The sequence below is a fragment of the Endozoicomonas numazuensis genome (assembly GCF_000722635.1).
Lineage (GTDB): Bacteria > Pseudomonadota > Gammaproteobacteria > Pseudomonadales > Endozoicomonadaceae > Endozoicomonas_A > Endozoicomonas_A numazuensis.
Genome location: NZ_JOKH01000006.1, coordinates 107,088 through 120,720, shown reverse-complemented (window position 1 = coordinate 120,720; position 13,633 = coordinate 107,088). Strand labels below are relative to the sequence as shown.

Below are 13,633 nucleotides of genomic sequence, written 5' to 3'. Positions count from 1 at the left end.
CTCACAGCCCTTTGCATTATTTCCCAACAGGCCAGTGATGGCCTTCTCTACAGCCTCTCAAGATCCTCGGTGGCCTGACACTGCTCAGGGTCTACACTACAAAGTCTGTTGTACTTATTGCTCGACTCCAGCCTCCCTTGCTGTTCAGAGGTCTTTTATTGTGTATTTTTGCCGTCTTTTTGCTTTATCAGCTCTCCTTCTGCATGGGGCTGGTACAGAGGCCGAGCTGATTGATTCGGAGCCTGAAGTTGAGCTGTTTTCTGCTCATCTCGGGCCACGGTACTTTGCCAGATCGCCTTTTTATGGCGCATTGGTTTTTAGAGATTTTTGGTGGGTGAATGATGCCACAGCCTCTCTTGATTGCGTTGCAAGTTTTGCTCACGAAAGCCTTAGCTACTCTGACTTAAAGTACAGGGTGGCTAATGCTGCTCGAACCACATTTCGGCTTGACACCCACTTTAACAATGGCCGTTACTTTCATTTTGACAGTCAGGCTTATCGCAGGATCGACCGTAATCAAGCCAAAAATCCCCACTGCGACAATTCCTACCATGCCTGCTCAAAACTAAGAAGTCGTAATGTAGGCATCCACATTTATAGTTCTCCAACCGCTCTTATAGGTAGATTCCATATTTATTATTCTCCAACCTCTGTTGTTTGCCTCTCAGAGATGCCAATGTTTAAACAACTGGTGATCAACACCAAAACGGATCAACTGGGAGATCATGATTGCGGCGTCTTTCCACCTGCTCCACGGCAGCAGGATATTATTCAGTCCGTGCTTTCCGACTACAACGAAGGCAGCGGCTATTCCGGGATTACCTCTGAGTTTGATATTAACTGGCAGTTTCTGTCCGGGGGCAGTCGTTATACCCGGCTTTATATTGTAGATTCCGCAGAGGATCTTCTGAACCTCTTGCCCATTCGGGAAAACACTGTGGTTCTCCTGTCTCCCTCGAACGAGGAGTTGCCTCTGGAGGCTGAATCACAGAGCGGCAGTGGGATTGAGGAAACCACGATGTCCGATAGTAAACTGCATTGCTTGTGGAAAGGAGAGTGCAAACCGCAGAACCTGCCGGGAACCCACGACCTGCCAAACGAGATCGGGCAGAGGGAGAAGCTGTTCTCCATCTCTGCCGAAGATATCCGCAAACATCTCACAGCCACTGGCTCACAGAATGGCTCCATAGCCGTTGCAGAAACTGTCAACGGTGAAACACCCACCCTGATGCTGGCCAGCCTTGGCAGCGGAGTCCGAATAACCATTGACCTCGGTGCAACCCCTGAATACTCTGCGGGCTTCGTCTTCAATGGCCCTGTGCAGCTGTATAATCTCGATCTGGAGTTACAACTGGCCCCAAGCGCCTTTGCTTTTGAGGTAAATCATTATCTCCAGCTCTATCGTTCAAGCATTGTTACCGATGACCCCAGTCGTCTGTTTACGGGAGAAGGGGTGATCAATATCAGCCGAAGTTGGTTGTATGAACCCATGTTCCCGTTTTCAGGCGACACTGGATCATGTATGGATGGTCATCGTTCGTCGCTCAAGATCAGGGCCTGTCGCTCACAAGTGAATATTGACGGAATGATTTCCGGGCCAGAAAGCCCCCTGGCTATGAATACAGGGTACGATTATTACACCGACTACTTGAACTGGCTTGAGCGCCTGACGCCACAGCGACCTTTATTAGAGAACACTGTCGTTTTGAATGATCGCTCGAAGATCAGGGCCGGGGCACTGTTTATTGGCGATGTTTATTCAAGGCTCCTGAATTTTGGCTGTGTTTATGTGGATGAAGGTTGTCCAGAAGATCTGTGTAAAGACCCGAACCCTGATTGCTCCGAGTTCCCCTTTGCCCAGCAGCTGGTTCAGGGGGCAGAACAGTTCCGCAAGGCAGTCAATGACACCCGGGGCTCATTTGTGCCATCAGAAGTAACCCGCACTGAAACCTATCAGCGTGCTACCCTGCGCTGTGGCCGGGAGCTTAGTCCTTCTGTCTGCCCAGCATCCTCAACACTGAGTGCACTGACCTCAACCCAAAATGCAGCAACCTCAACCCAGAACCCACAGCCCCCAACTCCGACTACATCAAGCACCGCCACTTCCTCTTTGACTTCTTCATCTTCTGCGGCTGTGTCGTCAGGCTCTGCAACCCTGTACACACCTGTTATTACAGTCACGCCGTCAGATGTTTCCGTGGCTCCGGTTACTTCATCAACACCTGTGGGCCCACACTCCTCAGCGGCTCGGCCTGTAGCCTATGGCGTTTCTGCCCTGACGGTTTTGTTTGTGATGACCAGATGGCTACAATGAGAGCTCACAGCCCTTTACATTATTTCCCAACAGGCCAGCGATGGCTCTCTCTCTACAGACTTGTAAGATCCTCTGCAACGTCTTCCATAATGAGTGTGAACTGGAATGAGTTCCTTTCTATAAAAGTTCTATGGTTTACACATGGTACTGAGCAGTAATGGAGCATTAACAATGATGAGCAGACTAGCCGGCCTGATGCTGAGCGTTCTGGCCAGTGTGAGCCATGGGGTACTCGAGGGCAGTGGAGAGCTTGAATTGAGTGGCGAGTTTGAATTGAGTGGCGAGTTTGAATCGAGTGGCGACCCTGAAAAAGTAGGGTTTATTCCTGGCCCAGTGATAAGGCTCAATTCCACTGAGTTGATGGAGATTGATGAAGAAGGCAACATCTATGGGCCGCAAATTCGTGTTGTGGCACTGCGTTTTAAACCGGACGGTTCTGAATTGGTTATGGTGGGGCTTGCAATACATGACGGTGATATACCTGGGCAAACGTTTGTTCAGCGCTTCAATACCAGTGCTCTCACCCCTAACCAGAAAAGCGTTAACTGGGTTGGGTATGACTATTTGGGTACATTTTACCCGCTTGCTCTGAGCATCTGTTCGGGGGGGGGTTGTGTAGTGTTTGGTTCGGGCGATGATTTAAACTCCATCATACTGGCGTCCTCCGATGGGCGGCGCCTCACCTGGCAATACGTTAGAGTTTTCCTATACAGTCCGCCTATGTTCGCATGCACCTTCATCTTGGATGATACTTGGCTGGCATACAGTCACGGTGGCCGAATCTCACTGATAAACCCGGTGAACAAAAACAAAGTTATACCCCTCCCGGGTGAATTTCCCAAAACAGTGTATACGCTGAGCAGCCAGGGGCCATGGCTGGCTTCGGGTGATGGATCTGGCGAGATCCGGGTGCATAACCTCACCCATCTCAGTGACGTCAGCTACGTAAAGATACCGGCACACAGTAAGGCTTTACGAGGCCTTGACTTCAGCCCCGATGGCAGCCGGCTGCTTTCTCGCGGAGACGATGGTCTGGTACGTCATTGGCTCAGGGAGGCCGGGGGCAATTTTATTCTGATTGAGAGCCTGCGATTTTCTAAGAGGGTAAGCGTCGTCTTATACCACCCCGGAGGTGAACATTATGTGGTGGCCGAAGGCCCCAGGGTTCACCTGTATGAGGCCGCAAACCAGACCCGGCTCGATACTCTGACAATGACAAATAATATGAGTGAGGTGTATTCTCTCGCTTTTCACCCTGGTGGCACCTGGCTGGCATTAGGCAACAAACGAAACGACATTGAATTCTATTTTCTGGAAGGACTGCCTGAAATCTCTTTGCCCGAACAGGCAACCATGCAGGCAGCCCCAACCATGCAGGCAGCCTCAACCATGCAGGCAGCCCCAACCATGCAGGCAGCCCCAACCATGCAGGCAGCCGCGACGGAACCCACGTTGGTTGTCAATTCTACTGCGACTATGGGCGACGATCGGCTCACCTCACCAAGCCCTTCCTTTGCCTCTCTGATGGTCCCGGCCTCAAGCTTTATGGATGTTTCTCCCACGATGACGCCGCCAGTCATAGCAACTGTCGAAGACTCGGTCGGGTTTGTAGTGGGCATCGCCCTGCCCACTGGGGGTATTATTGGCACCCTGGTCGCTGCCGCTGTCGTCGTTTATCTGAAAAGTGCGAAGTCAAAACGGTTGATTGAAAAAGCCGACCAGATTCCGCTACTTTAATCCTTGATCACCATGTATCGCATGAAGGGGTTGTGAAGATGTTAGATCTTGAATCTTGAATGCCAAGGCTTACAGAGAAGTGAAAGCGGCTAACTGCTGAATTTAGGTTCAAGTAGTAGTGTTTGTAGTCACGGAAAGCACTTTGATGAAAATAAATGACAATGGTCATGATTTCACTGAGAGACAGTTTTGAGATAGCTGGCGGTCTGCTGGAATTACAGATCAGTTGCTTATGTTATTGTGGTTCAAAAATAAGGCAGAAATCATCAACGTCACAGAATAAACTGGTCATGGACACGGAGGCCTTCAGCTAGTCGTCTATGGTTTGGTATCCGAAAGGTGCTATTTGTTTGACGACTTTATATCACCACAGAACAGCCCTTTTTTCTTTGCCCCTGGTCGTCAAAGTGACCGATATATCGGGGTTGCGGTATCGTAGGGAAAGAACTGCACCCAATGTCTTCCCTAAGAGTTGCATATTCTATAAATTGGCGCAGCAAACCCAAGCCAGCATCGTTCACAGCTCGAGCCAGCTTAGGGTTTTTCGTCATGCCACGAACATTCAGGTTTTCAATCGTAATGACCCTGAAATGGGCTGTCAGGTAGTCGCTGACTTCAGCTCCTGATGCTTAGGGTCATAGCCCGAATATTTCATAAAGGAGCAGCAACTTCCGGTCAAGTCATTCAACTTTGATTTCTTCCGTGAGTCTGCTGCTCTTTTAGCAGTGAAAGATGCCTTACGATCCAGACTCGTCTGCAGCCTGGATATTTATTAGTCAATTCAGCTTCTTCAGGACAAGCGAACTCTGCCTGAGCTCTTTCATCTGGTCGCTATCTGGTTCGATTACGGTTTATGAAGGTCACTATCCCGGACGAGGCTGTGGCATCCGATAAAAAACCTCTGTCACATGCCGTAAAAGATTCTTGAATGGGCAACTACGGGGCAGGTGTAGCTTGATCCGGTCTTTATACTCAACCACTTTCACCGCCACTTTGCAGAGTTTTTTGATCACCGTTGATGGCTGTGCTTTGTCCAGCTCCGTTCCTTTCAGGGCTTTGGTTCTCAACTCGTGGTGGAGAACATAAGCGGCACAGGCATAAAACATCCTCAGATGGTTAGCCAGAAAGCCCTGATCTGACAACCTGTCACCGGACAGATCGCTTTTCAGGTGTTTGATGAAGTTCTCATCCTGCCCTCTCGGGCAGTAAAGTTCTTCATAAATCACTTCGGGAGAAGCCTCTTTTATCGACGTCACAATAAAGCGAGGGTTGTCGCCTTTCTGGTTAACCTCTGCCTTATAAATGATCCGGGTATCCAGCCCTCTCCAGCTTTTGGCCTGATATTCTGTTTCCCCGTAAAGCCTGAGACGGTCAGGTTCTGGCAGATTATTCGCTCTTGCCAGATTTGTTTTGACGATGAGAGCCCTGCGTGCTTCATCCAATTGCTCTCTGGCTTTAGGGCGCAAAGCTGTCTTGTGACCAGCGCCTTTGCCCAGTACATAGTCGGAGTGCGGGTCATCCTGAACCACCTGCATCAACTCCGGTTGTGCAAAGTGGCTATCCCCGCGAACCAGTAAGTGGGTCTTTGGCCACCGGTGACGATTGTCGTGAATAGCATCGGTCAGTCTGTCAATAAGACCGCTATGAAGCATGGTTTCTCGTAGCAGTAGAGCACCAAAGTCAGAGGATAATTCCCCACCATTGAAGTCGGCACGGACAGTTTTGCTATTGGATGGGTGAAAACGAAGGTGTTTTTGTGTAGATTTGGGCATGGCAAGTTCCGGTTTGCTTTTTCCGAAGCATTTTTTTGGTCGACCCAATCATATCAAGTGATTGGGCGGAACTTGCCTTCTTTTATGAAATTTCCGGGTTAGTAACTACATTAGTTTTTGGCCAGAAGATGCAGCAGGAAAGAAAAACCTGAAAATAAAGACAAGTCATCCCGGTCACTTTATGAGTGCCCTACAAGAAGATATCGAAGCTGAGGGAGGAAGGATGCCAGTAACTGTGACAATTCCTGATTTTGACTCAGAAAAACTAGAAAACTACATCATGATGCAGAAAGGGTTTTATGTGAGCTACAGAATAATCTAAATACTCACCTACGCGGGTAATATTTTTTTTCATCAACAAGCTCCAGCGTTTTTTTAGAAGCTACTGATTTTTCGGGTTAGGAGGTGGAGTCAGAGTTTGACGAAAGCCAGCATGGCATTTTTCGTGGGTGGTGTCGCACAGATTACTTGAAATCCACTTATTGTTATTCAGGATGCACTCACGAAAAGAGGCATGGCTCAGGTCACACTTCGCAAAGGTGGTATAGCCCAGATTACACGCATCAAAAACCACCGAATGGAAGTTATTTCCATACATGACACAGTTTGTGAAGCGGCTTCCAGAAAAATCGCTGTCTGACCTGACATTATTCATTCCATGAAAAGCAGACTTGTTAAATGTGCAGCCCTGAAAGTGACAGTTTGTGATATTCAGAGGGTAGAAATTACAACCTGTAAATGTTGAGCCACTGAAATCAATACTTTCCAGAGAGCCTCTCTGATACTCCGGGCTGATAGTGGTGTGCTTATTTGATTGCCCAAATGAACAGTTCTTGAGTGAGGTAATAGTCCCCGTCAACAGAGCAGGGTTTTGGTGGAACAGCGCTTTAATGCTCTGGGGATTGCTTAGTGCTGCAATCAAACCTTTATTCAGGGTTGTGAGGGAGTAAGGAGAATTATCAGAACAGAGTTTCGTCTGTAGCTGTGTCAGTTCTGTATCCGTGAGCTTGTCGATCAAGCCCGGAATCAACACATTTCTTAATGGTAGGTATCTGCACGCTTGTGCCTGCTCAAATTCCTCTTCTGTAAGCTCAATATGATCCAGTAGGCCCACCTTCTGAAGGTTAGATATTTTTTCCTGTAATGAATCCTTCTGATCGTTCCTGAGATAGTCCTTTGCCGCTACTATGGCGGGCTGCAGGCGGTCAGGGTGTGCAAAGGAGTAGCCGGTAAAGTGGCTCTGTTTGATTTGCTGCCATGACAGCTTTGAATATGAAAAATTGAACGCCTCGAAATTTACACCTTCAATACCTGCACCAGTCACATTGATGGCAGCAGTGCTGCTCAGGGTAGTACCGGGGCGGAATTTCATACTGCTGAAGCTGTAACGATATGAGGAGGCGTAGTTATCAAGATCTTGATTAAGGTGAATAAATTCAGGGATTTGACCAGGCTCCAACCTTTGGAGAACATTAATGAACTGTTTTGGAAAGTCTCTCTCTTTTTGGAGATAGCTGAGCAGAATATGCCCCTTGTCTGCGGGATAGAACTTTATGTTTTTTGTCTCCAGCATTTTTTTGATAAAGAGGTCGTTGTCCCAGTGGGAGAATGTGTCAGTATCTACTTTCTGGAAGAATTTCTGCCACTCTTCATCGGTTAACTCCGCATAACTTATGAGTTCAGTCCGGCAAAGAGAATCAATACTCTCAACCATTGAACGGTTATTCGTGCGGTGAGTATCCAGTAACTGTTCCGATAGCTGGCGCATTGATTGGAATACTTGTTTTCCATCATAACAGCGAGTTTTATGAGTGGTTCCTACAAGCTGTTCTGACAGGATGGTTGTGTTCCTGAATGTGCAGCTCACAAAAGTGCAGTTATCCAGGCAGGTCTGGCTAAGATCCATATTCTCAAAAATACAGCGGTCAAAGGTGACACCGGAGAAATTGGCCTTTGCAGTGGAGGTCCCCTGAAGGTGCAGACCTTCGACTGTTTTCTTTTGGGTCAGGTGGATGCCATCGAGATTGTATATGTGTCCAGAACAAAAGTCGGGATTCACATCCCTAATTTGGGCAAACTGGTCTGACCCAGCACATATGAGCAGGGTTTGTAGTCCAAAAGGCAATCGATAAGAGGTTGTCAATTTTTGAAACAGAGCCTCCAGGTGATGAGAAGGGAGCCGATTTTCCAGAGGAAGTCCGTCAGGCCAAGAGCTGGCAAGACGCTGGACTATGGGAAAACCGCTAAAGATTTTTGAAGGCGGAATAACGAGAGTTTCCAGCTCTTCCAGGGAAAAATCATCAAGACCGGTTTCGTTAGCTGTTTGATTTTTCGGAATCGGACAATCAAACGGTCTCTTATTATGGCGGACATACTCTGGATGGGTGTCACCAAAATGGCAGACATTGTTATCGTACGGGGTTGCATCAGTTCTTCGCATAGTCAGTGGTTTTGCAATCAAACCGGTAGAGCCGCCAAGCTGGGATGCCTGCTCAACGGTAAAGTGTGACTGACTGGTTCCACCGGACTTGATGTCTCTCGTTCTCCAGAAAAAAGAGACACTGTCGATGCCCTTGCGCACCCTCTCGACAAAGGAGTCCAGTGTATGGCCACAATGCATCAGTCTCGGCAGCAATTGCAAGTGTGCTGCCTGAGTTTCGGAATCCATGTAAGTATACGATTCGCTTTCAAGAAATGACTGATTATTGAAGAGATGAACGAGTCTGAATCCATTTTCTTCTGCGGCTGTATCGGTATTGAAAGAGGGGCGATAATAGACGGCCCTGCCATTGAGCTGCTGGCAGTAATCCTGCCACTGGGGAGCAGCTTGAAGCTGCAGGCTCTGACAAACCAGCTGACCCTGGATGTCCAACAGAGCGCCCTCTGAAGTGCTTGGGGCAGTCTTGTCTTCCAGACTTTCCAGCAAGGGCTCGAACTGGCAGGTTTTTGCCACTTCCCGTAGGTAATGACCTTGATGTTCAGCGCAAGTGGCCCGGTGAGTGTCAATGCCGAGCTGTTCCAGGTGGTTGACCAGTCGCTGGCTGCTTTTCTGATCGGTTCCGTTTGTTCTGAGTCTGACTATACCGGCAAAACTGAAAGCGTCGCTCAGGTCATCGGCAAAAAAGTCGGCTTCCACCCGTTCATCCAGCCAGCCGTACGAAGGTAACCTGTAGTGATGTACTGGCGCATTGGCCGTGTTTTTGTCTTGATGGCCGATGTTATCGTTCTGGCCAACCAGCTGCCATTGCTGAGTTTCCCAAGCATGACCATGACGGTGTTGCTTCAGGTTGAACTGGCTGTTTTGGTGTTTTTCCGGGGGGGTCATAACCACCCTGCCGGGCAGTCCGGTGGGAAATGATGTTGGGTACTTTACAGGGCTTGTGAAAATGTAGCATAAATCCCCGTTTTGTTTCGCTTCTAACAACTCTGCCAGTATCTGGACAGACTGCTGGAGAGCCTCCCAGGCCAGAGTCGTAAAGCCGTAGTCAGCTATTCGGGGAGCTTCTGTCTCCAACTCCTGTTGCCATTTTTCACAACGGCTAAGAAGTTGCTGAAGCTCTGCCCGAAGGCTTGGGTTCATGATGGGTGCATTGTGCTGAAACAAGTCATTAATATAAAAAGTCAGTATCTCAAAACGTCTGTGCCAGGGGGAAGGAATACCCTGGGCGTCTGCCAGTCGACGGGTCGCTTCCGGGGTCAGGCGTAGCCAGGCTTCGGTGACCGGTTTATTGGTCGAAGAGACCATCTGGTAGAGTCGCAACTCACCTTTTTCAATATCGCTATAGCCCACCGGCAAGCAGTAACCCGCTATGCCAGAGGCTGTTATAGCCATTTGCTCACAAGGTTGAATATGGAAGCAGGGGTCTTCAGAATTCATTATTGACTGTTGAACCGCATCAGGGAAGCGCCGGTACAAAAAGGCCAGCCGCTGGTGAAGGTTGCGTCTGAAGGTATACCTGTCCATCGGTAGATCCGGGCCGAGACGTTCAACCAGACAATCTATTTGTTGGCCCGTACTTTGATCCAGTTCAGACAGCGCTTGACCGATATCTTCGTCGGTCAGGTCGGAAAACAGTGAAGAAGCGTCTTTGAACAGCTTTAAGACCTCATCGTCGCAAGTAGGGAAGCTATCTCTGTTTTTTTCAGGTGTGCGTAACCATTCAAGCTCATAGGGCGTGGCGCTGAACTGGTTGTTTGTTTTAGGACATTTGTTGTGATACAGCCCGGCAGAGGACAAATCAGTGATGCTCAATTGCCCATTTTCATCCAGTCTGGCAGTATTTGCGATGTCCCACTGACCCAGCAAAGAGGCCACCAGAAACAGCCTGGCTCTTTCTGCTTTGGGCAGGCTGGATCGGTCGACGGTAAATGTCATGGTTGCGGCAGGTATTTGCAGGGTGCATTGGTGATACCCCTGATTCTGTACCTTGAGTGCGGGCGCATTAATTCCTAGTAAACGAACTAGATTTGCCATAAGCTCACGGTGGCGGGCCACCTGGGGAGGAAGTCCCTTAACTTCTTTATATATCCCATCAGGATCAGAGTCTGGTACTTGGGCTGTTTGGGTCCCTTTTGCTGATGCCTGAAAAAGCTGATACAGATTTGGACTATGACTTTTTAACCAGTTAATCTGGTGCAGCATAGCGTTTTCTGCAAATTCATGCTCAGCTTTGCCTGAGGCTGAGTAATTTCTGGAGCAGGCCGGCACCATTGTTTTTCCTGAAGAGCTGTCTGTAATGGCTGCACCGTAAAGCATGTCGGATTGCTGATAAACGACGTCCCGAATGTCGGTGGCCAATGAAACAATCTTGCCGATCATCTCTGGCTGACTGGAAAAGTCTTTATAAATATCCAGATAGGCGATGTCAAAGTTGCCTCGACAGCGCATGATTTCCAGGCAGTCTGCGTCGTGGAGCAGTTTTTCTATTAAAAGGGTTCGGGGCTCTCCGCTTTCCTCTGTACGGTTTTTGTTAATAATGGCGTTTTTGCAGGCGCTGGCCCATTCAGGTGAAACCCCCGTATTCAGCAGATGATCTTCACAATTTTCTCCACTGTATTGCTCCCATTCAGGCATATCGGCCTGTTCACCTTCGCGACCAGAATCATGTAGCAGGGCTGTTTTCATAAGAGTTGGAAGCACTTCAGTATGAAAGTTGATGGCATCCTGATCTCCGGCCTGTTTTCGCCATTCCAGCAAAACGGGAATCCAGCAGGCAGCACGACTAAGATGCATGGCTCCATGAGCCATACGGGGAATTTCACCGGCAGCCACTTTTTGATCTGGCAGAGGCTTAAACAGGAAACGTCTGACAAGCGCCTGGGTATCCTCAAAAAAGTCTTTATAGAGCTGAGCAGGGGCATTCTTGTTCGCAGAGCCTGAAGGAGTAACGCGGTCAGGTTCTACTTTTGGAATTTTGGTGTTAACAGTCGTCGGCTCAGGGAAAGCTCTCTTCAAGGAAGGTAGGGAGTTTCTAGAGGAGCTCTCAATGCAACTCCTTTTCATATAGGTGGAGCAGGGGAAGGCAGCTTTTATGGCTTTTCTGGGTGCATAGACACAAGCTCCCTGTGCTGCGTAGGGTGAAATTAGTAGCGACTTCAATACTTTAAAATTCATAACTACTTCCCTGTGCTACGCAGGATGAAATTAGAGGTGTTATTGGATTCACTCTTCCCCCTCCCCTGGTCTTATTAGGTTACTTCTGTAGGCTGTAAGGGTTCTTCAAATAAGAGGCAAGAATCAAAAAAAAGTTCCTGTCGTAGTCTGTTTTTCGGTCAGTTCTTGGTTTCTGGGTAGTGGCTTTCAGGGCTATATATCCATCGCCCTTGAAGATGTGGGAGGGGAGGCTGCTCTCGCTTACCTCGATCACCTACTGTTTGTAGGCTCACGGGGCTTCACTCGTTTGCCGCCCCTGCTGCAGGCGTTAAGGAATAGTCCTGAAATAACTTCCGTATTTCACTCAGTTACGGGGACAGCTCTGTCATTCCATTTTGGCAAGAGTCTGTCGAACTGAATGGTCATCTTTTTCCTGAAGTCAGTTGCATATTTTCGGCCCGTTTTGAACACTTTGTCGATGATCCTGACTGTCACGGCAAGGCCTTTGCTTGTCTCTGTTTTACTCATGTAGTGCGCCGCTGTTTCGATGCTTTCCAGTGTACCCCCTTGCAGGCACGCGTCACATGGGGAAATAAACGATGCTCAATGGGGTTATATTTGGAACAGTACGGTGGGTAGTGTGCTATTCGGATTTTCAACCCCAAACGGTTCGATAGTGCCTGAAGGTCTTCCTTGAAGATGTACGTTGTCGCACTGTTACTGCCACCACCATCACAGAGAATCAGCAATTCATCCTGAGCGGGATAGTCCATTCTTCCCTGTTCATTCCACCATAGTTCGATGCTTTCGCAGGCAAATTCAGTCGTGTCATGACTCGCGTTAAGATGCAAGGAGGCTGTATTTTTGCCCAAGTCGTAAATACCATGGGGAATGACTTTGCCGTCACTAACGCTGGGAAAATCATGGTCATTAATGATAATGGGGTCTACCGAATCAACCACTCCCTCACGATAAAAATTACCCAGCAACTCTTTCTTTTTGGTATCGATACTGATCACTGGCTTGCCAGCATTAAGATACTCTTTTTTCAAATGGGTAATATTTTCAAATTGAGCGTTGCGATCAGCATTCTGTCCCATGGTACGCTTTTTCTGTGGTTTACGACGACGGTAGTCATTCTCGTGAAGCAAGCGGGAAACGATATTCTTACCTGCTGGAGTGCCCAGTTCACTGAGCTTACTCGAGATTTTACGTCGGGAAAGGTTCGTCCATTTCACGGCTTCCCGCATCGGGTCTCCAGCCGTGTGGTCGCGCAAAACCTGATGAAAGTTATCAACGATCTTTGGATTTTTTTCAATCAGAGATTTCCGTCCACCCCTTTTTTCTCTGACGGGCAGACTCCATCTGTTCTTCTGACTCCAGTTCAGAAACACCACGATTGATGGTCTTGGGATCACAGTTCAATAACTGAGATATGAATGCGATACCACCATGTCCAAGTTTAACAGCTTCAACAGCGGCGTAACGTCTGCGATCACGCTCGTTGAGGGTGTTGTAGAAACGAATCATCTGAATAGCGACAGCTGGAGAATAATGGCTCAAGGTGATTTTCTGTACTTCGTATTGCTGTGGCTATTATCCCTAATCTGTAGCTTCAGGGGAAATCAGGAAGTTATTTCAGGACTATTCCTAAGCTGGAGATTCATTACACGCCCAAGCATGGCAGTTGGTTAAACATGGCAGAGATCGAGTTAAGCATACTCAGTCGCCAATGCTTGAGTCGGCGGATACCTGATCAGGGTATCTTGAGGACAGAAGTTTCGGCTTGGGCATCACAGCGCAACAGCATCAACAGCAAGATGGAGTGGAGGTTTACAACAGAAGATGCTTGGATAAAGCTGGCGAAGCTTTACCCGACAATTAAATTGGAATGATGTACTAGTAGTAGGCGGCAAGTGAGTAAAGCCCCGTCCAAGAATTCAAATCTTTAGGTTCAGTCTGTGCTGAGAGTTTTTTGGTTCGTGCTATAAAGGTAAGTTTGTTTGTGTCGTGAGTTTTTTGGTTTCGTACTCGCTGGTGTCCGGGCTTTGTCGTTTTTTCCCTATGCTATCAACGCCAGTACCTGCCCACATTGCGGGTGTTATGGGTATTGTTGGTATTTTTCTGGGAATGCATGCCTACCAGCAAGTTTTTCGAGTTTTCTTTTCATAATATTTCTTTTCATAATAAATGGTTTTAAAAGGAAGTCTTATGTCT

General features: G+C 48.1%; 5 protein-coding genes and 3 pseudogenes. 3 read left to right on the top strand and 5 right to left on the bottom strand.

Features of this window, described 5'->3' with window-relative positions; genetic code table 11:
- The first annotated feature begins 676 nt into the window (after nt 1–676).
- Together GZ78_RS21425 and GZ78_RS21420 are read left to right on the top strand one after the other, a co-directional pair.
- A complete protein-coding gene (locus GZ78_RS21425; protein ID WP_152558874.1) occupies nt 677–2,314 on the top strand; it encodes a hypothetical protein in 1,638 nt (545 codons plus the stop codon).
- Between the two features lie 171 nt (nt 2,315–2,485).
- Entirely contained in the window at nt 2,486–4,051 is a 1,566-nt protein-coding gene (locus GZ78_RS21420) for a WD40 repeat domain-containing protein (RefSeq protein WP_034840758.1), read from the top strand.
- 103 nt (nt 4,052–4,154) lie between these two features.
- Here GZ78_RS21420 and GZ78_RS31135 read toward each other — a convergent pair.
- The 5 genes and pseudogenes from GZ78_RS31135 to GZ78_RS30070 all read right to left on the bottom strand — a co-directional run.
- Nucleotides 4,155–4,349: pseudogene (locus GZ78_RS31135) on the bottom strand (IS982 family transposase); the annotation flags it as partial.
- A 565-nt stretch (nt 4,350–4,914) separates the two neighbouring features.
- Complete coding sequence (locus GZ78_RS21410) at nt 4,915–5,823, bottom strand: transposase (RefSeq protein ID WP_081869991.1); 909 nt, start codon at nt 5,821–5,823, stop codon at nt 4,915–4,917.
- A 382-nt stretch (nt 5,824–6,205) separates the two neighbouring features.
- Nucleotides 6,206–11,437: a pentapeptide repeat-containing protein gene (locus GZ78_RS21405; RefSeq protein WP_034840753.1), complete on the bottom strand. Its 5,232-nt coding sequence runs from the start codon at nt 11,435–11,437 to the stop codon at nt 6,206–6,208.
- Nucleotides 11,438–11,776: 339 nt separating this feature from the next.
- Nucleotides 11,777–12,810: pseudogene (locus tag GZ78_RS27785) on the bottom strand (ISAzo13 family transposase).
- Entirely contained in the window at nt 12,731–12,979 is a 249-nt protein-coding gene (locus GZ78_RS30070) for a hypothetical protein (protein WP_201772776.1), read from the bottom strand. Before GZ78_RS30070 ends, GZ78_RS27785 begins: the two are co-directional and overlap by 80 nt.
- Nucleotides 12,980–13,056: 77 nt before the next feature.
- Between GZ78_RS30070 and GZ78_RS21390 the strand changes: the two are divergent.
- Nucleotides 13,057–13,311, top strand: a pseudogene (locus tag GZ78_RS21390) (transposase); the annotation flags it as partial.
- Nucleotides 13,312–13,633: the final 322 nt, after the last annotated feature.

Bases quoted from the DNA above. Each gene is read 5' to 3' on its own strand.
- GZ78_RS21420 (WP_034840758.1), top strand. From the start codon at position 2,486: ATGATGAGCAGACTAGCCGGCCTGATGCTGAGCGTTCTGGCCAGTGTG.
- GZ78_RS21405 (WP_034840753.1), bottom strand. From the start codon at position 11,437: ATGAATTTTAAAGTATTGAAGTCGCTACTAATTTCACCCTACGCAGCA.
- GZ78_RS21410 (WP_081869991.1), bottom strand. From the start codon at position 5,823: ATGCCCAAATCTACACAAAAACACCTTCGTTTTCACCCATCCAATAGC.
- GZ78_RS21425 (WP_152558874.1), top strand. From the start codon at position 677: ATGTTTAAACAACTGGTGATCAACACCAAAACGGATCAACTGGGAGAT.